This window comes from Enterococcus diestrammenae (genome assembly GCF_049384045.1).
Taxonomy (GTDB): Bacteria; Bacillota; Bacilli; order Lactobacillales; family Enterococcaceae; genus Enterococcus_C; species Enterococcus_C diestrammenae.
Map to the genome: position 1 here is coordinate 34,175 of NZ_JBMRGR010000005.1, position 21,871 is coordinate 56,045.

Consider the following 21,871-nt stretch of genomic DNA (forward strand, 5'->3'; position numbering starts at 1 on the left):
ATGTAGATAATTATTTGTAAAGCTGACTGTGAGAACACATAGACTAGATATCAAGAGAAATGGAGTTACAACTGATTATGAACAATCCAAATTTACGACAACAAGTCGATATGCGCCGTACATTTGCTATTATTAGTCACCCGGATGCTGGGAAGACGACCATTACGGAACAATTACTCTTGTTTGGTGGGGCAATTCGGCAAGCTGGGACCGTCAAGGGAAAGAAAACAGGGAACTTTGCCAAATCTGACTGGATGGAAATCGAAAAACAACGGGGAATTTCGGTCACCAGTTCCGTTATGCAATTTGACTATGATGGTAAACGGGTCAATATCCTCGACACCCCCGGACATGAGGACTTTTCTGAAGATACTTACCGGACCTTGATGGCAGTGGATAGCGCTGTGATGGTCATCGATAGCGCCAAGGGGATTGAAGCCCAGACGAAAAAACTATTCCAAGTCGTCAAAAAACGGGGCATCCCAATCTTTACTTTTATCAATAAATTGGACCGAGATGGTCGGGAACCCCTAGAACTTTTAGAAGAACTAGAGGAACTTTTGGACATCGAATCCTATCCGATGAACTGGCCGATTGGGATGGGGAAAGGCTTGGAAGGTCTTTACGATATTTACAACAATCGTGTGGAACTGTACCGTCCCGATAATTACGGTGGCGAACGTTTTGTCCCGTTAGATGATGCTGGCGAAATACCAGATAATCATCCACTGAGAGGCAATGGCTTGTTTAGTGATGTCCAAGAAGAAGTGGAATTACTAAAAGAAGCAGGGGATAGTTTTGACCGTAAGAAAATTGCCCGTGGCGACCAAACCCCAGTTTTCTTTGGTTCAGCTTTGACAAATTTCGGGGTTCAAACATTCTTAGAGACTTTCTTAGAGTTTGCGCCATCCCCTTATGCCCACAAGACCATCACGGGAGAAGAGGTCAGCCCTTATGAATCCGATTTTTCCGGTTTTGTCTTCAAAATCCAAGCCAATATGAATCCAGCTCACCGAGATCGGATCGCTTTTGTCCGGATTTGCTCTGGGACCTTTGAACGAGGAATGGATGTCTTCATGGAACGTACAGGCAAAAAGATGAAGCTAGCCAACGTGACCCAGTTTATGGCAGATACACGGGAAAACATCCAAGAAGCCGTAGCAGGTGATATTATTGGGGTCTATGATACCGGCAATTATCAAATTGGAGACACTATTTACGAAGGCAAACTAAAAGTGGCTTATGAAGAACTTCCATCATTTACACCAGAGTTGTTTATGAAAGTTCAAGCAAAAAACGTCATGAAGCAAAAATCATTCCACAAAGGGATTTATCAGTTGGTACAAGAAGGGGCTATCCAGTTGTACAAAACCTATTTGACGGAAGAATATATCATCGGCGCAGTGGGTCAGTTGCAGTTTGAAGTCTTCCAATACCGTATGCAAAACGAGTACAACGCAGAAGTCATCATGACACCAATGGGCCACAAAATTGCTCGTTGGATTGATCCCAAAGACTTGGATGAGAAGATGAGTTCCAGTCGTAATATCCTAGCCCGGGACCGTTTCGACCAACCATTGTTCTTGTTTGAAAATCAATTTGCTATGCGTTGGTTTGAAGACAAGTATCCAAAAGTGGCGTTGAAGAGTTTGATGTAATACTAAGCAAATAGGAGACGAGGAGAAAATAGCCTCGTCTCCTATTTGCGATTAAGCAGTAGTGAAATTTAGCTTTTAAAAGTCTATTCTATCTATGGTTTGGTGAAATTGCTGATAATAATTTTCTCGGTGGGTAGTTACAAGCCCTTCTTTTCTAGTTTGTTCACTGCGCTAGCAAGTATCAGCTCTTGGTTGACACTAAAATTCATTAGGCATATGCTCTAGATGTGAAGGGACATCGTAATTGATTTGCTTTTTATATGCAGGTTATTAGTCTAATAGCAAATAAAGCGATGTGTAATGATGTAATGAGAAAGAAGGATGTTAGATGTTAATGAGGGAAGAAGCCAAAGAAAAAATTCATGAACTATACAATTTATTATCGAGGCGAGAGGAGCAGCCCTCGGAAATACTAGATATTACCGATGTCTTATTGCAAGTGTACAAGAAGCTAGATCAAGAAAAAAATCCAGCTGCCTTACTCAATCGCTTAGTCAATTATATCCGCAATGCCTCCTTAAAGGGACGCCTTCATTATACTAAAAAAGAAGAAATACTAATGATTCAATTAGGGGTTCTTGGCCAAAAAGCCGGTCTGAATGGTATCTATCAAGGAGATTATTCGGATAAGTCGCAATTTTATAGTTACCGAGAGCAATCTCAAATGCCCCGTAGATAAATAGATCTAAGGGAACACAGTTCATTAATCTTTTTAGGAAAAACTGCAATAACTATCATTAAAAAACTGCCTTTAAACTGTGAGCATTTCGCAGTTTGAAGGCAGTTCTATTTTAAGAGAGAAAGAATTTATAAACTAAGCGCCAAAAAGGTTCAACCGGTTCCATTAAAGGCTTTAGTACACTTTCTGTCATCGACATTTCCTTTTTAATTATAGTCTAGAGGATTTGCACAAGAGCACTACAAAATACCTGTTGTATTATAGAGAATTTAGGTGAAATGGGATAGTTGCGGGTGGGATAACTGGTCTTGGATGATTTTGAAATGGTAAGATAGAGGAAATGGTGAATAGTAACAGAGTGATTGTTAAGTGTATTTTCGGGAGGAAAAAATATGAATTTTTATGGCATTGACTACTTAGAATCGCAGGCAAATTTTAACGATTATATCAAGTATGTGCTAATCTTTGGTTCACTTTTTATTTTGGTGATTGTCTTTGTGCGCTACTTAAAACATCGTATTCAAACAAAATATCGCGACTTGAGTATTATTTTTTTATTAGTCTTGATTTTTGCTTTGGGGGTACAGTACTCGGATTATCAGTCCAATCAAGCAAAACAATCTCAATCCTCACAGATGGTAGCTTTTATTAAAAGTGTTGCCAAAGAACGGGGAGTTGATCAAAAAGAGATTTTTGTCAATGGCACCCAATTGAATGATGGTGTCCTTCTTAAGATAAAAGACCAGTACTATCGAGTTAACCTAGCCTTGGATCAAGGTTCATATACTTTGAATCGGGCACATGTGCTCAGTGAAAAAATCATGTTAACAGAGTAGGAGGAAGTTGTATGCAATTTTACAGTCCGATTATCGTAAAATTTGCTTTGGGAATTATTTGTTTTATTTTTCAAATCAATATCCTAGGTAAGGGAAATTTAGCGCCGTCATCTGCTATGGATCAAGTGCAAAATTATGTGTTAGGTGGCATTATTGGTGGGGTTATTTATAATAATGCGATTACGGTGATGCAATTTGTATTGGTCTTGATCATTTGGACGCTTCTGGTTTTGATACTTAAGTTTGCTAAAGAACATAATCGTTATGTGAAGTCGATTATTGATGGACGACCGATTACGTTGATTAAAGACGGAGAGGTAGATGTGAAGGAATGTCTGACCCACGGAATCTCTGCTAATGAGCTTATGTTTAAATTACGGGCAAACGGTATTTATGAAATTGAAAATGTTAAGCGAGCTATTTTAGAGCAAAACGGTCAATTGACTATTATCGAAAATGGGGATGAGAATATTCGCTATCCGATTATTGTAGATGGTCAAATCAATTACGACGTTTTAGAATTAATCAACAAAGATGAATTGTGGCTGGAGCAAAAAGTAGTAGAATGTGGATTTATGAAAATTAGCGAGGTCTATTTGGGAGAATATTTATCTGGGAGATTGAACTTATTCGGTTATAATAATCGATAGAAGGCAAACAGTCCAATATTATAGTAACTAGGCACCAATAGCTTGAGTCTTAGCGTGACTTAAGCTATTGGTATTTTTGTTTAAAATAGGTAACTTTTGAGGCTTCTAGCAACCGAGAGCTTATCAGCGCTTGCTCTGAAGACGTTGATGGTACCCGAAAGGCTGAGGTTAGGTAGTTGAGGTGCTTATTTATCAGATGCTTGATGATAATGTTCATAAAGCGGTTCATTGTCGCCAAAGTCATAGTTTATTATCCAGTTGGCTAGCTCTTTGCCGATTTCTTCCGCCATGATAAAAGAGGCGTCTATCTGTTCTTTGGTAATACCATTGACGTGGATCCCGGCCGTGATGACACAGCTACCAGGGAGAAGGGGCTGAAGCTGTTTTATCAAGATCTCACTCAAGACATCATCTTTGTGAAAACGCCCATGATGACTGGGAAATCTAATGGTGTCGCTAGCTCCATTGTTACTCACCCAAGTAACAGTACCGATATGCGGCGTATCCCCACCAACTAACGCGATGGACAGGTCCTTGCCAATCACAGTCACTTCAGCAGTGATTGTGTAGCCAGCACGGCTTGCTTGAAACGTTTTTTGCTTCATAACTTATGCCCCTCCCCAACGGCCACCAGTATCATTTTCAATGCCGAAAGCGTCGAGAATTTTCATAGTTTGATGAGCCACCAAATCTTGGATGGTTTGGGGATGGTTATAAAAAGCTGGAATCGGTGGAATCACCTGGACCCCCATTCGAGAAAGTTTCGTCAAATTTTCGAGATGAATCGTATTGAGAGGGGATTCTCGCGGAACTAAGATTAATTTACGTTGTTCTTTTAAGGTAACATCGGCGGCGCGGGCAATCAAATTATCGCTATAGCCCATTGCGATAGCAGCAACAGTTTTCATGCTGGCAGGGACGATGACCATTCCATCCACCAAAAAAGAACCACTGGCGATTTTCGCTCCTAAATCATTGATAGGGTAGCTGTAATCTAACAGCTTTTCCAACTCTGCTAGACCCATGTCAGCTTCAAGCTTCAGGTTCTCTTTGGCCCAATTACTGATGACGCCGTGGGTTTCAACATCAGGAATGGTGCTGAGTTTTTTGATCAAATCAATGGCATAAATCGTGCCGGATGCACCAGTGATACCAATGACAATTTTCTTTTTACGAGACATTTGTGTCTTCCTTCCTTTGTCGCAGGGTTTAGTTAAGGTATTTTTGCCAATCGGGAACTTCTTTGAATTGGGCCCGAACAAAGTGGTCTTTCATATCAAAAGGCACTGTGCCATCCAAAATCGTTTTGGCACTCATCCCCCGGAAGCGAATGACGCCCGGATTGTATTGAGGCAGTTCAGAGGGGTCCAAGGGGTGATTACGCATCCCTGGCAAGACCATAATATCTTTGTCGCCTTGGAAACGTGTGTTCAAGGTCCACATAACATCATTCATATCAAAAATATCCACGTCATCGTCGACTAAAATGACAGTTTTTAATTCTTTAAAAGCCGAAAGAGCGAGAATCGCAGCCTGTCGTTGAATCCCTTCGTCGGCTTCGGTTTCTTTATGAATCTGTAGGATACTCATCAGTTTACCACCGCCAGCTGGAGGATTGTAGACATTCACCACTTTGCCGGGGATGGCTTTATCCACTAAACTGAGAATGCTCGCTTCAGTGGGAATCCCTGCCATAGAGACGTGTTCTTCGCTGGGCCCGATAGTCGTTTGCATAATCGGGCGATCTTGGCGGTGGGTGATTGCTTTGACTTTTACCACGTTAACTGCAGGATTGGCATCGCCAGTATAGCCGGGAAATTCTGGCATGGCTTTGCCAGTATGAGTATTGATGTCTTCTTGCATGGTTTGCTTGGGCATAATCTCGGCTTCAATAACAAATTCTGCACGAGCAATTGCTAGTTCATCAATCGCCACACCTTGTACCAGTTGTACCGGTTCGTTTCGCAAAGCCCCGGCAATCCATAGCTCATTATAGCCTAATGGCGTGGTAGGTGGCTCAAAAGTAGTCCCAATAGCAATGGCTGGATCCAAGCCAATATTGATCGTAATTGGCATCGGCTTGTTCAATGCCTCAAATTGTTTGTGAAAATAACCAATATGACGTCCACCAGGCATAATGTACATTCCGATAGTATCGGCATCTTCCAAAACCATCCGGTGAATGGTGACATCACTCATAGTTTTATCAGGATCTGAGCCTAGTACGACACCCATTGTAATATAAGGACCGGCATCTTCTGGGGTATTGGTAGGGGCAGGGATGATTTTGCGAATATCAAAATCCGGTTCGCTAGCTAGATGCACAACTTCTTGGACAGGTGCTTTATCTTTGGAGACAGTTACTGGTTTAATAGGATTATCTACTGAAGTTTGGAGCAGTTTTCCTAGGGTCTGGTAGTCATGATGGAGAATTTGGCCTACGCGTTTACGACTCGCCATAGTCCCGATATTTACGCGCGTCCCAGGAAAGCCTTTGATGTTGTTGAAGGTCATGGCTGGTCCTTCTTGAGTTGGGCGTATGACGGTACCACCAGCGCCGATATAACGGTAGACACCAGAGAGTTCTGCTTCTGGATTAATTTCCACATCGGTTTCCTGATATTGCCCAGGAATTTCTTTAAGCTCTTCTAATACTTTGCGTAAATCATACGGTTGTGACATGATTGTTTTCCTCCTTAGTCTTTCTATCGTTAGTATAGGGAGCTAGTGAAGGAAGTACAATTCATGATTGAAGGATTTATATTCCAGTTTGGAATAGCAGTCAGGATTTTCCTTTTTCTTTTAAGTAGTTCCAAAAAAGTTGACTGGCTTTTGGTTGGAGGTTCTTTTTACGTAAAAAGGAGAGGTAGCTAACCTTTGTAGGGGCGATTGGGATGATCTTTACGGATTCAGACCAGTTTTTTTCAATGGTTTTTTCCATTAATATCGTCACACCTATTTCGTTTGACACCATGTTTAACAACAAATCAACCCGAGAGCTTTTAAACAAAATTTGCGGCTCAAAACCGGCCTCCCTACAAAGATCAATGGTGGGCTGATACAAAAGTGTCTCCTTTTCAAGTAGTACGAACTGCTCGTTTTTTAGTTCTATCAATTGCAAGTGATCTCGGTGAGCAAAGGGATGCGTTTTAGCGATGACTGCTACAAAACGATCTTCTTCAGTTAACCAGACGTCATAGCAAAGGGGGGGAGTTTCAAAAGTCCGCACAAAGATTAAGTGGTTGGGCTGTTCTTCCAAAAAAGGCAATAACTGGTTTCCTTCACCTTCTTTTAATTGTAAGTTTATCTCAGGGTGTTCTTTTAAAAATTGAGTAATTAATGAAAAACCTTGATAGTTGGCCATGGTGGGGATTGTCAAAATACTTAGAGAAAGTTCTTCTTTCGTCAATTGTTCTTGAAGGTCCTGTTGCAACAGCTGATATTCGGCTATCAGATTGATTGCGTGAGAAAGGAGGATTTCTCCTGTTTTTGTCAAGGTGATTTGACGGTGGCTCCGATCAAACAAAGTAATGTTTAGTTCCTTTTCTAGTGCTTGAATTTGTTTGGAGATATTGCTTTGAGTGGTGAATTGACGAGCTGCCGTCTCGGTATAGCTCAGTGTCTTCGTTAAATCAATAAAAATCTCAAGTTTATGAATATCCATGATTTTCCCTCGTATCTATTCCATTCTAGAATATTGTATCATCAAAATTGAGTTGCTGGAAAAAAATTAGTCTGATAGAGTTGGTTCGTTGATCTTAATACTTAAGGTTTATTTAGATGTAACCGGCCCTTTACTCATGATAAAATGAAAGAAACGTGAGGGAGGGCAATTATGGCAAGAGCAAAAAATAAGCAAGAACTCTTGGATGGGACTCAAAGGCAGTACGAGAAGCTATTTCAGCTCATCGATGACACCAGTGATGGGGATCAACTGGCGCCTTTTGCATTTTCTGAGGAATTTTTACAAAAGAAAAAGGAAGCTCATTGGCGACGAGATCAAAATTTACGAGATGTGTTGATCCATCTTTACGAGTGGCAACAATTGCTCTTATATTTTGCCCGTCAGAATAACCAAGGGGTCGCGACTAGCTTTTTACCGGCGCCTTATAATTGGCGGAGCTATGGGAAAATGAATGAAGGATTTGTAGCAAAGCATCAAAAAACTTCTTTGGCAGAAGCGAAAGACTTACTCGCTAGAAGTCACGAAGCCACTTTTACGATGATAGAGCGTTTTTCCGATGAGGAATTGTTCACGAAACAATTTTTTCCTTGGACGGGGAGCTCAACTTTAGGAAGCTACTGCATTTCGGCTACTAGCAGTCACTATGATTGGGCGATCAAAAAATGGCAAGCCTATTTGAAACAGCAATTCATTAGTAAAAAATGATTACTTAAGACTAACAAGAAACAGTTTAAGCTATTCTTCAACTGTTTCTTGTTAGTCTTTTTGCGTACCTTACTTTGAGATCATCCACCAGCAACCCCTTCGTTTTAAAAAATCGGCAGCTAATCACGAAAGATTTTTTCGACAATTCAAAAACAAGAGAAAATTAACTGTTTAGCGCTTATGGTGATAATATTTCTCAAGAATATGGTATTATGATAAAAGAAAATGAGAAAGGAAGCGTATCATGTTAGAAGAGATCCTTTTAGATGATCCGGCACGTTCCAAGCTAAAAATATACAAGCATATGCTAGAAATCGATTTGGGGGAATACCCAATTCATTATTTTGAAAAATACACCGGTTATTCCCATATAAAAACTGCCAACTTACTTCAAGGGATGAACAAAGAATTACAGGAGCTAGTTGCCAATTGTCAGTTGTTAAGCAAAAAAGACAAGGTGGTAGTTAGCGGGCAGATGCCAAGTTATCAACAATACCAACAATATTTGTTTGCCAATGGGGTGCCTTATCAAGTCCTGGTGGAATCGCTTTTACATCCTGAACATGATCTGAAGGATTTCGGTGAGTTTTCTGGTTTGAGCCAATCTTCCTTGATGCGCCGTTTAAAACCCTTAGTCGAGTATCTGAAAACCAAAGAAGTCCGTCTAAACTGCCTCCAAATGGAAGTCACTGGCCGAGAAGCTGCCATTCGTGTGATGTATTTTAATTTTTTGTGGAGCGTTGATTTTGGTAAGCGACTCTATAATTATTTTAATCAAGAACTGAATCTTTCTTTGGATAGCTTTTTATCTAACGATGATTTAATGTACTTAAAATATGTTGAAAAACGTGAGTTCAGCATGTTGCAAGGGATTGGCTTACTCCGCACCCGACGTGGCTTTTATGTAGACGAACCGCAGATTAATCGCTTGCTATTTCCTAGTATCGGTCGTAAATACAAAGAAGCGTTGGCCTTGGATAACGTGCCTGAAACCTATCAAGAACGTGAAGCCAATTTTGTTAATTTTATGATCTTTTATTGGCCACAAATTTTTGCAACGGACGATCCACGCCTGTCTATTATCAAGCGCCAATATAAAACCCTGACAGAGAGCAAAAATTATGCTGTAACTTTTTTAGAAGGGATCAAACCTGCTTTACAGATGGATGGGAAAAATCAGTTGGAATTGATGTTGTTGAATTTCCAAACGATTTTCCTGCGTTGGCAAACATTGGGTAGCCAAATGCCTAAAAATCTCGATTTTGTGATGGAAAAGTTGAAGGCTCAACATCCTGAGTTCACTTCATTGTCAGTGAAAGTTGCTGAGGTATTAGAGGGGATGATTTCTGCCGATGAGGATTTAATCAGTTTGCTGACAATCGTCTGTATCAATGCGTTTCATCAAGCTGGGCCAACCGAAAAAGTCAAAGTGGGAATTATTGGTTTTCCAAATCATTTCTTGCTCTATACTATGATCAATCGAATCGAACGTTTACCTTTCGTTGCCTTCTCCTTGATGAATTCCTCCAGCGAAGAAAACTATGATGCGGTTATCACCTGCAGCAAGGATTTATTGCCACCGAATACCAAAGAGTACTGGGTAGTTGAAGGGGAGGGTTCCTTCGATACGATGGAGAACTTTTTATTTCAGCTTTACCGTAAAAAAGCAAAATAAGAAAATGTTAAAAAAGGCTCCGATTTTCCTTAAGAAGAAAATCGGACCCTTTTTAATTAACATTAAATTTTATTAGACTGCTGTAATATCAGGTTTTGGGTACTTTTTAATCGAGATTTCCACCAACCCATTTTCATGAATCACGTTGATATCTTCTTGATTTGGTTGTTCGGGCATTTTACGTAAGAAGTATTTTTTGATTTCTTCCACTTCAGCTGGACGCAGTGCTCGTTTTTTATTGATCATTAATATTTCATCGTGGGCTGGTGCCACTGTGAAGACGACAGTCGTATTGCCAGCAGTGTAGACTTTTACCATCTCAGCATCCGTGTTTTCCAATTGGTTACGGACCAATCGTGAATGGCTATTTGTCACATTAATTAATTTCATAAGCTTTTCACCCCAAAAGTTTCGTTCGTAATTTCATTATAAAATTTTAAGGCGAATTTTAAAAGCAATATCACCTCGTTCTAACAAATTCCTGTTGTTCTCAAAATATTGTACCTTTGAAAGAATAACTTTTTTAATTTTGAAAACACTTTCTTATTTAATTGTAGGGATTTAAAGATGTTTTAGCAAGAGTAAAACGAAAAAAAGTGATGAAATTCACAAAAAGATTAAATGGTTTCTTTGTTGTAAAGAGAGCAGCATTTGTCCCGTGTATAATTTATCGAAAAAAACCGCTACAAATAGAAAAGCAGCGTCAAACGTGACGCTGCTTTTTATAGACCAAAGGAGGCTGATGATCTGAATTTTTCAGAGCAAAAGGAGTGCCTTCAGCCATTGTTAAAGCGAGGGGATTGATTTACTCTGCTGGTGTTTCATCTTCAGCAGTTGGATCAGCTTTTTGATCGTCACTAGCAGGGATTTCTTCCGCTGCCTTGACGACAATCTTGTCATCTTCCAAGCGGGCGCTAAGGTGATGTGTCGCTGGATGATCCAAGAAGTATTCGGCAATGCCATCTTCAATTTGATCTTGAATGGTCCGGCGCAAAGGTCGAGCACCCATCGTTGGATCGTACCCCAAATCGACCAATTTTTCCTCGACTTCTTTGGTAACGTCGATGTGTAAATGCTGTGGTTTTAACATCTTGTTGACGTTGTCTAACATTAATTCGACAATTTCCATCAGGTTTTCTTTGGAGAGGGCGCTAAATTCGATAATGCCATCGAACCGATTCAAAAATTCTGGCGTGAAGTAGTTGTTTAACTGACCCAGAACAGAACGGGTAATGCCTTCGCGAGCGGCACCGAATCCGACGTTAGCTTCTACGCGACCTGTTCCAGCGTTTGACGTCATGATAATCAAGGTATCTTTAAAGCTGACCGTGCGACCTTGAGCATCAGTTAAGCGACCATCGTCCAGAATTTGTAAGAACATGTGTAAGACGTCCGGATGGGCTTTTTCCACTTCGTCCAAAAGAATTAGGCTGTACGGATTGCGGCGCACTTTTTCTGTTAATTGGCCGGCTTCTTCATAGCCTACATAGCCTGGAGGAGACCCGATTAATTTAGAGACGCTATGTTTTTCCATGTACTCTGACATGTCAAAACGAATCATGGCATCTTCTTGGCCGAATAGCTCAAAAGCTAATTGTTTGGCCAATTCTGTTTTCCCAACCCCAGTTGGACCAACGAATAGGAAGGAACCGATTGGCCGATTTTGTTTTCCTAAACCGACACGGTTACGACGAATCGCTTTGGAAACTTTATCGATTGCTTCATCTTGACCGATAACATGTTTTTTCAAATCTTCGGCTAAGTTTTTCAATTGAGTTTGTTCTTTTTCTTTTAAATCGCCGACAGGAATACCAGTTTTTTGCTCGACGATTTGTTCCATGTCTTTTTCAGAGATGACGGGAGTTTTTTCGTCTGAAACTTGTTTGTTTTTCATCTCTGTCAGTTTATTGATTTGGTCTCGATAATAGGCTGCTTTTTCAAAATCTTCTTCTTGGGAAGCTTTTTGTTTTTGACTTTCAGCGTCTGCTAATTTTTTATCGATAGTTTTTGGATCCACGAACTGGATGGTTAAATTTTTCTTAGAACCCGCTTCATCCAGTAAGTCAATGGCTTTATCTGGTAAGAAACGATCTTGAATGTAGCGATTAGAAAGGGTAGCTGCAGCTTCGATGGCATCATCGGTATATTTTACATGATGGTAATCTTCGTAGCGGGGTTGCAAGCCTTTCAAGATACTGATGGTTTCAGCGACAGTTGGCTCTTCCACGCGTACCGGTTGCATCCGCCGTTCCAAAGCAGCGTCTTTTTCGATAATTCGGTATTCATTTAATGTCGTGGCACCAACCATTTGGAGTTCACCACGGGCAAGGGCGGGTTTTAAGATGTTCCCAGCGTCCATGTTGCCATCGCCGGCGGCACCAGCACCGACTAATTCGTGGACTTCATCGATGAACAAAATAACGTTTTCTGCTTGCTTAATTTCATCAACCAGTTTTTGCATCCGTTCTTCAAATTGGCCACGGATCCCAGTACCTTGGACGAGAGATGCGACATCCAACCGAATAACTTCTTTTTCTAATAGTTTTTGTGGCACATCACCATTGACGATTTTTTGTGCCAGGCCTTCTACCACGGCGGTTTTTCCGACCCCAGGTTCACCGATTAAAACGGGATTATTCTTAGTACGACGATTGAGAATTTCGATTACTCGTTGAATTTCTTGGTCGCGACCCACCACTGGATCGATATCTCCTTCTCGTGCTTGTTGGGTGATATTGATTCCGTATTCCCCAAGCAATCCTTGAGGGGTATCACCGCCGGGACGACGAGGGGGTTGACCACCGTTAAAATTATTACCTGATTGGGTTGGTGGCGTTTGAGAATAAGGGGATTGTCCTTGTTGCATCTGGCGGGACATTTGACGAAAGAGATCATCCAATGAGCCGAAGCCAAAAGGATCTTGTGCCATCATCGACGCTTGGCCTCCTTGTTGATTTTTTAATTGTTGGTAACAGCTTTGACAATAGTCCAGTTGTTTTCGCTGACCATTGACATTGGCATACAAATGAATTGTTGCTTCATTTTTACCGCAATTTTGACAAAGCATCATTTCACAACCTTTCTTTTCAGTGAGCGCGTGGATGATACAGTGGCAACTTGATCAACCAAAAGCGCTTATTTTCAATAAGTCTATTGTAACGTGCTTTCTCTTTTCCGTAAAAAAGAACGCTTTTTACTTGGTCAATAACGTTTTGACCATTACTGACCATAGTTTTATTATACTCAAGGTGGGCTAGGACGCAAGTATCTTGTTTTGAGGATGAAAGGACGAGCTTTTCTGGCGAAGAAACCGAATCCAGCGATAGTAGATCAAGAACTTTCTGAAAAATTGACAGGAAAAGCGTGAGAAAGGGAATCTGTCTGGCTTTAGAGAGAAAACGGTTGTAGAATTAGGGGAAAAATGGTAATCTTAAGAATTGAAAGGGAGAAACTGTGCCCAGGCATGAGTTACCCTAACAAAAAATACTTATGTTTCATAAAGGAGACCGATCGATATGGAAAAGAAAGACTTTCACGTAGTAGCAGAAACTGGGATTCACGCACGTCCAGCTACCTTGTTGGTTCAAACTGCTAGCAAATTCAGTTCAGACATCAACTTGGAGTACAAAGGTAAATCTGTAAACTTGAAATCTATCATGGGCGTTATGTCTCTTGGTGTTGGCCAAGGTTCAGACGTTACGATTTCTGCTGAAGGCGCTGACGAAAAAGAAGCGATGGAAGCAATCGTAGAAACAATGAAAAAAGAAGGGTTGTCAGACTAATATGGTTGAAATGCTAAAAGGGATCGCCGCAAGTGACGGTATTGCTGTTGCAAAAGCTTACCTGCTAGTACAACCAGATCTGTCTTTCACAAAAGCTTCAGTAACAGATACCGCTGCTGAAGCAAGTCGTTTGGATGATGCATTGGCAAAATCCAGCGAGGAACTGACTCTGATTCGTGATAAAGCAGCAAAAAGCCTTGGCGAAGAAGAAGCACAAGTATTCGATGCCCACTTGATGGTCTTGAGTGATCCAGAAATGATTGGTCAAATCAAGCAAAACATCAACGATAACCAAGTCAATGCGGAATCAGCATTGAAAGAAGTTACCGACATGTACATTGGCATGTTCGAAGCGATGGATGACAATGCCTATATGCAAGAGCGGGCTGCTGATATTCGCGATGTTGCCAAACGTGTCTTGGCGCACTTATTGGGTGTTACTTTACCAAATCCTTCCATGATTAATGAAGAAGTGGTAGTAGTAGCTCACGATTTGACACCAAGTGATACGGCTCAGTTGGATCGTACGTATGTAAAAGCCTTTGTCACTGATATCGGCGGACGTACTTCTCACTCAGCAATTATGGCTCGTTCTTTGGAAATCCCAGCCATTGTTGGGACCAAAGAAATTACCAGCAAGGTTAAAGCAGGCGATATTTTAGCAGTCAACGGTATTGAAGGCGATGTAATCATCGACCCAACCGACGAGCAAGCCGCCGAATTTAACAAAGCTGCTGAAGCATATGCAGCACAAAAAGCGGAATGGGAAAAACTGAAAGAAGCAGCGACCGTGACTGCTGACGGCGTTCACTTCGAATTGGCTGCCAATATTGGCACACCAAAAGATTTGGAAGGCGTGCATAACAATGGCGCTGAAGCTATCGGTTTGTACCGGACTGAGTTCTTGTACATGGACTCACCTGATTTCCCAACGGAAGACGACCAGTTTGAAGCTTACAAAGCCGTTTTAGAAGGCATGGGCGACAAACCAGTGGTGGTTCGGACAATGGATATCGGTGGGGACAAGGAACTGCCTTATTTGACCTTACCACATGAAATGAATCCATTCTTAGGTTACCGAGCTTTGCGGATTAGCTTATCTGCTTTAGGTGACGATATGTTCCGGACCCAGTTACGGGCCTTGTTGCGCGCCTCAGCATTTGGTAACTTACGGATTATGTTCCCAATGGTTGCGACTTTGAAGGAATTCAGAGCAGCGAAAAAACTCTACGATGAAGAACGTCAAAAATTGATTGACGAAGGTGTTGCCGTAGCCGATTCAATCCAAGTTGGGATTATGATCGAAATTCCGGCAGCCGCTGTTTTAGCTGATAAATTTGCTAAAGAAGTTGACTTCTTCAGTATCGGAACGAACGACTTGATCCAATATACCATGGCAGCTGACCGGATGAATGAACAAGTATCTTACTTGTATCAACCTTACAATCCTTCCATTTTGCGTTTAATCAAACACGTGATTGACTCAGCACATGCTGAAGGCAAATGGGCTGGGATGTGTGGCGAAATGGCCGGTGATCAAACAGCCGTGCCATTGCTGATGGGTATGGGCCTTGACGAGTTCTCCATGAGTGCTACTTCAGTTCTGAAAACCCGTAGCTTGATGAAACAATTGACCACTACTGAAATGAAAGAATTGGCAGATCGTGCTTTGCAAGACTGCGATACCATGGAAGAAGTAGTTGAATTGGTTCAGCAATATACAAACAAATAAGTAACTAAAAAAGGTGGAGTTTCTCCACCTTTTTTTCTTGCCTAAAATCTGATAAAACTACAATTGCTAAAAGGTAAAAATACCAAGATTTAAATGATCGATCATGCTGTCATATTGATATTACGAAAAAGGTGAAATTTAGCGACCTCGGATTTGCGTTGCCGGTAGCTAGACCGGCAAATGGCAAACGAAAATCAAATTTGTCTCTACTCTTGTGCGTTCAAACTTAGAGTAAGTGATGTGAGCCCCCACAACTACAAGGTATTCATTTAGTATCTTTAGAGCTAATTTCAACCCAATTTTACTACGCTAAATGTCATCTTTTTCATGATAGCTTTGCAATCTTATATATTCGTTTTCCTAGTAGTTATAAAAGCCATTTTTGGCGAACAGTTTTGTCATATTTGCTGATTTAGTTGTGTTTCCCCAGTAGTCCCGCTAAGATAATGATAGAAATCTCGGTCTTGGGCATGATGACCGAGAGGGGTAGTATGCTATAATTTAATCAATAAGTAGTGCTAGGATGAAGCATTGCAATGGGAATGAGTTGGAGGAACAGACTGTGAAAATCGGGTTTTTCTCGGATACCTACTTTCCGCAGGTCAGCGGAGTATCGACGTCGATTCGGACATTGAAAGAACAGTTGGAAAAACGAGGCCATCAAGTATATATATTTACAACTACGGATCCTAATGCACTGGATCCCGAAAAAGATATTATTCGGATGCCGAGCGTCCCTTTGATTTCCTTTAAAGATCGTCGAATTGTCGTACGTGGCATGTGGTATACTTATCTAATTGCCAAAGAGTTGGAATTGGATTTGATTCATACCCATACGGAATTTGGGACGGGACTACTAGGTAAGTTAGTAGGGAAAAAATTAGGCATACCGGTGATTCATACGTATCACACGATGTATGAAGATTACCTTCACTATATAGCCAATGGCAAAGTGTTGCGCCCTGCTCACGTGAAGTATTTTTCTCGCCTTTTTGCCAATCATACGACTGGGGTGGTTTGCCCTAGTGAACGGGTGATTGATAAATTGCGGCAGTATGGTGTGGATGCACCGATGCGGGTGATTCCCACTGGCATCGAGATTGATAAATTTAAGCGTCCTGACATTACGGCTACGATGAAAACCGAGTTGCGGCAATCATTAGGAATTGCTTCGGATGAGTTGATGTTACTTTCTCTGAGCCGTCTGTCATTTGAAAAAAATATTCAAGCAATCATTACCGGTTTTCAAGAGATTGCTTTGAAGATGCCCCAGACCAAGCTGGTGATTGTGGGGAAAGGGCCTTACCGGGACGATTTGGAAGAACTAGTGACTACGCTCCAATTAACTGATCGAGTTGTTTTTGTGGGGGAAGTCCCCAATGATGAAGTGGCGATTTATTACCAAGCGGCGGATTACTTCGTCAGTGCTTCAACGTCAGAAACACAAGGCCTTACCTATACGGAAGCGATGGCGGCAGGTACGCAATTGGTGGTGGAAGGCAACGATTATTTGAATAACTTAATCGATGATGAAACCTTAGGAAAAACATTTGCCACCGATGGGGATTTTGCAGAGTGTTTTGAAGCCTATGTAGCTTCTGGGGTTAAAAGTAATCGCGAAATTTTGGAGAGTAAGATGCATTCGATTTCCGCAGATCATTTTGGAGAAGCGATGCTGGCCTTTTATTTGGATATGACGGCTTATTACCATGAAAAAGCCTTGGTTAAAGAAAACGATCAAAAGCGTAAAAAGATTGCCGTCAAGCTCAAGCCAACGCTGAAAAAAGTGGTCAAAAAAATTCCTGAAGCTAGCCAAAAAAAATAGCAAATACAAGCATAAATCACACTTTTCTCGTATACTAAAAGTGTGATTTTTTTTCTAGTTTTTTATGGCTGCAATCCGTTGCAGGAAAACGCTAGAAAGTAAGGTGCAAAACAAGCAAATAGGAGGTAGCATATGAAAGTCGGATTTATTGGGATTGGTGTGATGGGGCATTCTATCGCCGGACATCTACTGGATGCCGGACATGAGGTACATGTCTATAATCGAACCAAAGCGAAAGCGGATGCTATCGTGGCACGAGGGGCAATCTGGCAGGATACGCCTTGGGATGTGACTGCGGCTAGTGAAGTGGTCTTTTCGATGGTGGGCTATCCTAAAGATGTAGAAGAAATTTATTATGGCGAAAATGGCGTTTTTCACGGCGACGTTACCGGTAAAATCTTGGTAGATATGACCACCAGTACGCCAACATTAGCTGAAAAAATTGCGAAAACAGCCGCTGAAAAAGGTGCCGAAGCGATGGATGCTCCTGTTTCTGGTGGGGATTTAGGTGCGAAAAACGCCACTTTGACGATTATGTGTGGTGGCGAGCCAGCGGTTTTTGATAAATTGCTGCCGCTATTCCAAGTGATGGGGAAAACGTATACTCTCCACGGGCCAGCTGGTAAAGGACAACATACGAAGATGGCGAATCAAATCATGATCGCTGGAACCATGACTGGCATGACCGAAATGCTGGTGTATGCGAAAGCCGCTGGTTTGGATATGCCAAAAGTGATTCAAACCTTGTCTGGTGGGAGTGCTTCCAATTGGTCAATGGAAAACTACGGCCCGCGGATCTTAAAAGAAGATTATTCAGCCGGCTTTTTCGTGAAGCACTTTATCAAAGATTTAAAAATCGCTTTGGATGAAGCGCAAAAAATGTCTTTAGATTTGCCGGCTACCAATTTAGCTTGCCAATTGTATGAACGGCTGGCAGCAGCTGGGCATGACAATGACGGCACCCAAGCCTTGATTAAACTCTGGTGGGAACAATAACATAGTTTAATTGCCCTTCGTTATACAGTTGCCGAGAATAGCTGATATAAATCACATTTTTGAAAATGATTTCAGTAGAAAAAGTTTGATTTTTTTGCGAAAATCGGTGCATGTCTAGGCGGCTTCTGATACAATGATACAGGAAACAGAAAGGGAGGCTTTCGTTTATGAAAAGTTCACAGCTAGTCGCAATCATCAAACGCTTGGAAGCAATGACTGAAGCGACTGATAACGAGATTCAAGTCCGCCGCTTTGAAAAAGAAGGCGTCGAAAAATGCCTAGTGACTTATGATAAGAGCACAGAAACATTTGAGTTGACTGAATCTGATTCACAACAAAGCTATCAGTTCGACAACATTGATATCGTAGCAATGGAGATTTACGATCTGATTCAATAAGCAATAGTTATTTTGCCATGACAATCAAAAACGCAACAGCTGAACGAGTTTTCGTTTAGCTGTTGCGTTTTTTTATTGATTTTATCGATAAAGAACTGATAAAAAATTATGTTCTAAAATCCTGATGCATCAGGATTTAAATGATGACTTCTGCTGACCTAGTGATATGACTAAAAAGGTGAAATTCAGCGACCTAGAAATAGGGTTGCCGGTAGCTAGCCTGGCAAGCGCCAAACGAAAAATCTGCTTGGCTTTGCTAGCTCATCTTAACAGTGTCTGTTTAGATGAACTGTATGGGCAGACGCACCTTTAGCTTTGCCTTGCGCATTCCAACTTAGAGTACGTGTCGTAAGGCGTCACCAACTGTGGTTAGTTTGCTAGTTGTCTTCTGTTAATTCGGCCATTAATTCTGGTACGGTAGTCATTTTTTTTATTCGGTGAACTTGGCCACCGGCAAAGACCAAGCCATCTTCTGGCTGATCAGTGACAGCGTTTAGTAGCATTTCGGTGATGCAATAAGGAATGGTTTTACGGTCGCAGTGATCATAAGAGAGACAGCTACGGCATTTGGCGATAGGGATGTGTGCTTCGACTTTTGTTCGTTCGGTAAAACGATTTTTCAAGGCGCGTCCTGGCATACCGACAGGGCTCTTGATAACTTCTACATCAGTTGCTTGAGCGTTTAAATACATTTTTTTATAAGATTCTGGGGCATCGCATTCTTCGGTGACTATAAAGCGACTGGCCATCTGGACGCCGCTTGCCCCCAATTGGAAATAATGATCAATATCTTTGCGATCAAAGACGCCTCCAGCAAAGATAACCGGAATTTTCCGTTGAAATTGTTCTTCGTAAACGGCGACTTCTTTTAAGATATGTTGAAATTCCTCATCCATTTGCTCAGGTTTCATGGCAGTATCCTCATACTTGAAACCTAAGTGGCCGCCTGCTTGGGGACCTTCTACGACGACAAAATCAGCTGTTCGTTGGTAACGTTTAGCCCAGGTCCGCAGTAAGATTTTAGCGGCTTTAGCTGAGGAGACGATGGGGGCGATTTTGGTCTTGGCCTCGCCTACTAGCTCCGGTAAGTGGATGGGCAGACCGGCGCCAGAGATGATGACATCGGCACCTACTTCGACACAGCGCTGTACGTATTTTTCGTATTTATTCATAGCACACATGATATTGAAGCCGACAATTCCTTCTGGTCCAGCGATTTCTTTCGCCTTTTGGTATTCGGTAGCGATCGCTTCTAAATTGGCTTTTAAGGGAGCGCGTTGGAAGCGGGGGTGTTGATAGCCGATTTGAGCACAGGAAATGATTCCGATGCCACCGGCTTTGGCCACGGCGCCTGCTAATCGGGCCAAGCTGACGCCAATCCCCATCCCTCCTTGAATGATTGGATGACGTGGTTTTAGATCCCCAATGGTTAATTGTGGTAATGGCATATGGCTGCTCCTTTTTGTATAAATGATAGGAAATCTTCCGTAGAGTGGAGGACTTCAGGCTTTGGCAGAGAGTTGTGAAATAGCTAAATGCTAATCCTGCTCTTTTCTGATAAAATACTTTGATAATCAAATTAAATATCAGTTTAGTGGTCGGCTTGCCAAATGTCAATCTTTTTCTAATCCATCGGCTATTTCGGGTCCAAAGATAAAAGGACTCAAAAAAGATTTTACAAAAAAGGTCTTGCATTTTATTTTTGTTTGACTTATAATTTGATAGTCAAAAGATTTGATTGTCAAACTAATTGGATAGGAGGTGTTAGTAGTGGAACCTGATTTGGAAAGCGTGAATGATTATTTGGTAAGTGTCTTTAATGATATTTTGGTAATTGAGGAATCCGAACTAAAAAAATCTCAGTTCAAAGATTTATCCATTACCGAGATGCACACAATCGAAGCAATCGGCATGTATAAAAAGAAAACCACCTCAGAAGTGGCCAAAGAACTTTCCATCACCGTCGGCACCTTGACGACAGCTATCAACCGTTTGGCAAAAAAAGGCTATGTGGAGCGGATCCGATCAGAAGATGATCGGCGTGTTGTGAAGCTAGGCTTGACGAAAAAAGGCAAGTTGATCTTCCGAGTGCATCAATTCTTTCATCGGCAAATGATCAAACGAGTCTTGCAGGACATGGAACCGGAAGAAGAAAAAGCATTACTAAAAGCCTTGAAGAATCTCCATGATTTTTTACAGGAATATAAGTGAGTGAAGAGATGGAAAACTACGCAAAAATTACTGGAACAGCTAGCTATGTTCCTGAAAAAATTGTCACCAACCACCAACTAGCAGAAATGATGGATACTTCCGATGAGTGGATCAGCTCTCGCACCGGTATCAAAGAGCGCCGGATTGCCACTGTGGAAAATACCTCGGACCTTTGTACTAAAGTTGCTCAACAGTTACTGGCGGAAGCGAAGATTGACCCGATGGATTTGGACTTCATCTTAGTAGCCACCATGACTCCCGACTATCAATCCCCGGCCACTGCTTGTATCGTCCAAGGCCAGATTGGTGCCACCAAGGCATTTGCTTTTGATATAGCAGCTGCTTGTTCGGGCTTTGTCTATGCGTTATCGATGGCGGATAAACTGATTCGCACAGGCAGTCAAAAAGGTCTGGTGTTGGGTGGGGAAGTCTTATCCAAAGTCGTGGACTGGCAGGATCGTAGGACGGCTGTTTTGTTTGGTGATGGGGCCGCTGGTGTGTTGATCGAAGCGGGTGGAACCAGCCCTCTGATTCTCAAAGAACAACTGGCAGCAGATGGTACACGGGGCCAGTCATTGACTTCAGGCTTTCGCAACAACAATAGTCCTTTTGTCGAAAAACAACCTCTCGAAAACGAAGCGTTGACCATGGACGGTCGCGGTATATTCGATTTTGTACTTCGGGATGTCGTCGCCTCGGTGCAACAACTACTAGGGGATGAGCTTGCGGATGTGGATTACTTTGTCTTCCATCAGGCAAATGCCCGGATATTGGACAAAGTGGCGCGAAAACTCAAAGTACCACGAGAGTTGTTTTTACAAAATTTGCAACATTATGGCAATACTTCCGGTGCAACCGTACCATTGTTACTAGATGAGATGGTTCGCAAACAAACGCTGACTTTAGGCAGCGGTCAAAAAGTGGTGTTATCAGGATTTGGCGGTGGCTTGACCTGGGGAACGCTCCTCATCACCCTCTAAAACCTGTTCACAAATATAAAACAATAAACTAAAAAACACATAATAATGGAGGAAAACTC

Annotated in this window: 20 protein-coding genes; 13 read left to right on the forward strand and 7 right to left on the reverse strand. The window is 41.7% G+C overall.

Annotation, left to right across the window (positions count from 1 at the left end; genetic code table 11):
• Positions 1 to 77: 77 nt before the first annotated feature.
• The 4 genes from ACO03U_RS05040 (at position 78) to ACO03U_RS05055 (ending at position 3,823) form a co-directional block, all read left to right on the forward strand.
• Entirely contained in the window at positions 78 to 1,658 is a 1,581-nt protein-coding gene (locus ACO03U_RS05040; protein ID WP_161868936.1) for a peptide chain release factor 3, read from the forward strand.
• A 328-nt stretch (positions 1,659 to 1,986) separates the two neighbouring features.
• The gene (locus ACO03U_RS05045; RefSeq protein ID WP_204686601.1) at positions 1,987 to 2,337 is read left to right on the forward strand and encodes a bacteriocin immunity protein; all 351 of its coding nucleotides are present in this window, start codon (positions 1,987 to 1,989) and stop codon (positions 2,335 to 2,337) included.
• Between the two features lie 392 nt (positions 2,338 to 2,729).
• The gene (locus ACO03U_RS05050; protein WP_161868934.1) at positions 2,730 to 3,173 is read left to right on the forward strand and encodes a DUF3290 domain-containing protein; all 444 of its coding nucleotides are present in this window, start codon (positions 2,730 to 2,732) and stop codon (positions 3,171 to 3,173) included.
• An 11-nt stretch (positions 3,174 to 3,184) separates the two neighbouring features.
• Complete coding sequence (locus ACO03U_RS05055; RefSeq protein WP_204686603.1) at positions 3,185 to 3,823, forward strand: DUF421 domain-containing protein; 639 nt, start codon at positions 3,185 to 3,187, stop codon at positions 3,821 to 3,823.
• Positions 3,824 to 4,008: 185 nt separating this feature from the next.
• Here the strand turns inward: ACO03U_RS05055 and lpdD are convergent, their stop codons facing one another.
• From lpdD to ACO03U_RS05075, 4 genes are all read right to left on the reverse strand, one after another.
• Positions 4,009 to 4,428, reverse strand: a complete 420-nt coding sequence (gene lpdD, locus ACO03U_RS05060) for a prenylated flavin chaperone LpdD (protein WP_161868932.1) — start codon at positions 4,426 to 4,428, stop codon at positions 4,009 to 4,011.
• Positions 4,429 to 4,431: 3 nt separating this feature from the next.
• The gene (locus tag ACO03U_RS05065; RefSeq protein ID WP_204686604.1) at positions 4,432 to 5,004 is read right to left on the reverse strand and encodes a UbiX family flavin prenyltransferase; all 573 of its coding nucleotides are present in this window, start codon (positions 5,002 to 5,004) and stop codon (positions 4,432 to 4,434) included.
• Positions 5,005 to 5,032: 28 nt separating this feature from the next.
• Positions 5,033 to 6,508, reverse strand: coding sequence for a UbiD family decarboxylase (locus tag ACO03U_RS05070; RefSeq protein WP_204686692.1), 1,476 nt, complete (start codon positions 6,506 to 6,508; stop codon positions 5,033 to 5,035).
• A gap of 97 nt (positions 6,509 to 6,605) precedes the next feature.
• The gene (locus ACO03U_RS05075) at positions 6,606 to 7,487 is read right to left on the reverse strand and encodes a LysR family transcriptional regulator (protein ID WP_204686606.1); all 882 of its coding nucleotides are present in this window, start codon (positions 7,485 to 7,487) and stop codon (positions 6,606 to 6,608) included.
• Between the two features lie 171 nt (positions 7,488 to 7,658).
• Here ACO03U_RS05075 and ACO03U_RS05080 point away from each other — a divergent pair, with 171 nt between their 5' ends.
• Positions 7,659 to 8,213: a ClbS/DfsB family four-helix bundle protein gene (locus tag ACO03U_RS05080; protein ID WP_204686608.1), complete on the forward strand. Its 555-nt coding sequence runs from the start codon at positions 7,659 to 7,661 to the stop codon at positions 8,211 to 8,213.
• A 244-nt stretch (positions 8,214 to 8,457) separates the two neighbouring features.
• Positions 8,458 to 9,888: a helix-turn-helix domain-containing protein gene (locus tag ACO03U_RS05085; protein ID WP_204686611.1), complete on the forward strand. Its 1,431-nt coding sequence runs from the start codon at positions 8,458 to 8,460 to the stop codon at positions 9,886 to 9,888.
• A 72-nt stretch (positions 9,889 to 9,960) separates the two neighbouring features.
• Here ACO03U_RS05085 and ACO03U_RS05090 read toward each other — a convergent pair whose 3' ends face one another.
• Together ACO03U_RS05090 and ACO03U_RS05095 are read right to left on the reverse strand one after the other, a co-directional pair.
• Positions 9,961 to 10,278 (reverse strand): DUF1827 family protein, encoded by a 318-nt coding sequence (locus ACO03U_RS05090; protein ID WP_161868927.1) that lies wholly within the window; start codon positions 10,276 to 10,278, stop codon positions 9,961 to 9,963.
• Between the two features lie 415 nt (positions 10,279 to 10,693).
• Positions 10,694 to 12,955 (reverse strand): ATP-dependent Clp protease ATP-binding subunit, encoded by a 2,262-nt coding sequence (locus ACO03U_RS05095; protein ID WP_204686693.1) that lies wholly within the window; start codon positions 12,953 to 12,955, stop codon positions 10,694 to 10,696.
• 448 nt (positions 12,956 to 13,403) lie between these two features.
• Here ACO03U_RS05095 and ACO03U_RS05100 point away from each other — a divergent pair, with 448 nt between their 5' ends.
• The 5 genes from ACO03U_RS05100 to ACO03U_RS05120 all read left to right on the forward strand — a co-directional run bounded on the left by ACO03U_RS05100 (position 13,404) and on the right by ACO03U_RS05120 (position 18,621).
• Positions 13,404 to 13,670, forward strand: a complete 267-nt coding sequence (locus ACO03U_RS05100; protein ID WP_161868926.1) for a phosphocarrier protein HPr — start codon at positions 13,404 to 13,406, stop codon at positions 13,668 to 13,670.
• A gap of 1 nt (position 13,671) precedes the next feature.
• Positions 13,672 to 15,402: a phosphoenolpyruvate--protein phosphotransferase gene (gene ptsP / locus ACO03U_RS05105; protein WP_161868925.1), complete on the forward strand. Its 1,731-nt coding sequence runs from the start codon at positions 13,672 to 13,674 to the stop codon at positions 15,400 to 15,402.
• Positions 15,403 to 15,964: 562 nt separating this feature from the next.
• Complete coding sequence (locus ACO03U_RS05110; protein WP_204686613.1) at positions 15,965 to 17,227, forward strand: glycosyltransferase family 4 protein; 1,263 nt, start codon at positions 15,965 to 15,967, stop codon at positions 17,225 to 17,227.
• A 132-nt stretch (positions 17,228 to 17,359) separates the two neighbouring features.
• A complete protein-coding gene (locus tag ACO03U_RS05115; protein WP_161868923.1) occupies positions 17,360 to 18,223 on the forward strand; it encodes an NAD(P)-dependent oxidoreductase in 864 nt (287 codons plus the stop codon).
• Positions 18,224 to 18,390: 167 nt separating this feature from the next.
• On the forward strand, positions 18,391 to 18,621 hold the full coding sequence (locus ACO03U_RS05120; protein WP_161868922.1) for a YkuJ family protein: 231 nt from the start codon (positions 18,391 to 18,393) through the stop codon (positions 18,619 to 18,621).
• Positions 18,622 to 18,998: 377 nt separating this feature from the next.
• Here ACO03U_RS05120 and ACO03U_RS05125 read toward each other — a convergent pair whose 3' ends face one another.
• The gene (locus tag ACO03U_RS05125; protein ID WP_204686615.1) at positions 18,999 to 20,069 is read right to left on the reverse strand and encodes an NAD(P)H-dependent flavin oxidoreductase; all 1,071 of its coding nucleotides are present in this window, start codon (positions 20,067 to 20,069) and stop codon (positions 18,999 to 19,001) included.
• A 322-nt stretch (positions 20,070 to 20,391) separates the two neighbouring features.
• Between ACO03U_RS05125 and fabT the strand changes: the two genes are divergently transcribed.
• Positions 20,392 to 20,832, forward strand: a complete 441-nt coding sequence (gene fabT / locus ACO03U_RS05130) for a fatty acid biosynthesis transcriptional regulator FabT (protein WP_161868920.1) — start codon at positions 20,392 to 20,394, stop codon at positions 20,830 to 20,832.
• Positions 20,833 to 20,840: 8 nt separating this feature from the next.
• Entirely contained in the window at positions 20,841 to 21,812 is a 972-nt protein-coding gene (locus ACO03U_RS05135) for a beta-ketoacyl-ACP synthase III (RefSeq protein WP_204686694.1), read from the forward strand.
• Positions 21,813 to 21,871 lie beyond the last annotated feature (59 nt).

Excerpts from the sequence above, each read along its gene's own strand:
- ACO03U_RS05040 (WP_161868936.1), top strand. The coding sequence starts at position 78 with ATGAACAATCCAAATTTACGACAACAAGTCGATATGCGCCGTACATTT.
- ACO03U_RS05045 (WP_204686601.1), top strand. The coding sequence starts at position 1,987 with ATGTTAATGAGGGAAGAAGCCAAAGAAAAAATTCATGAACTATACAAT.
- ACO03U_RS05050 (WP_161868934.1), top strand. The coding sequence starts at position 2,730 with ATGAATTTTTATGGCATTGACTACTTAGAATCGCAGGCAAATTTTAAC.
- ACO03U_RS05055 (WP_204686603.1), top strand. The coding sequence starts at position 3,185 with ATGCAATTTTACAGTCCGATTATCGTAAAATTTGCTTTGGGAATTATT.
- lpdD (WP_161868932.1), bottom strand. The coding sequence starts at position 4,428 with ATGAAGCAAAAAACGTTTCAAGCAAGCCGTGCTGGCTACACAATCACT.
- ACO03U_RS05065 (WP_204686604.1), bottom strand. The coding sequence starts at position 5,004 with ATGTCTCGTAAAAAGAAAATTGTCATTGGTATCACTGGTGCATCCGGC.
- ACO03U_RS05075 (WP_204686606.1), bottom strand. The coding sequence starts at position 7,487 with ATGGATATTCATAAACTTGAGATTTTTATTGATTTAACGAAGACACTG.
- ACO03U_RS05080 (WP_204686608.1), top strand. The coding sequence starts at position 7,659 with ATGGCAAGAGCAAAAAATAAGCAAGAACTCTTGGATGGGACTCAAAGG.
- ACO03U_RS05085 (WP_204686611.1), top strand. The coding sequence starts at position 8,458 with ATGTTAGAAGAGATCCTTTTAGATGATCCGGCACGTTCCAAGCTAAAA.
- ACO03U_RS05090 (WP_161868927.1), bottom strand. The coding sequence starts at position 10,278 with ATGAAATTAATTAATGTGACAAATAGCCATTCACGATTGGTCCGTAAC.
- ACO03U_RS05095 (WP_204686693.1), bottom strand. The coding sequence starts at position 12,955 with ATGCTTTGTCAAAATTGCGGTAAAAATGAAGCAACAATTCATTTGTAT.
- ACO03U_RS05100 (WP_161868926.1), top strand. The coding sequence starts at position 13,404 with ATGGAAAAGAAAGACTTTCACGTAGTAGCAGAAACTGGGATTCACGCA.
- ptsP (WP_161868925.1), top strand. The coding sequence starts at position 13,672 with ATGGTTGAAATGCTAAAAGGGATCGCCGCAAGTGACGGTATTGCTGTT.
- ACO03U_RS05115 (WP_161868923.1), top strand. The coding sequence starts at position 17,360 with ATGAAAGTCGGATTTATTGGGATTGGTGTGATGGGGCATTCTATCGCC.
- ACO03U_RS05120 (WP_161868922.1), top strand. The coding sequence starts at position 18,391 with ATGAAAAGTTCACAGCTAGTCGCAATCATCAAACGCTTGGAAGCAATG.
- ACO03U_RS05125 (WP_204686615.1), bottom strand. The coding sequence starts at position 20,069 with ATGCCATTACCACAATTAACCATTGGGGATCTAAAACCACGTCATCCA.
- ACO03U_RS05135 (WP_204686694.1), top strand. The coding sequence starts at position 20,841 with ATGGAAAACTACGCAAAAATTACTGGAACAGCTAGCTATGTTCCTGAA.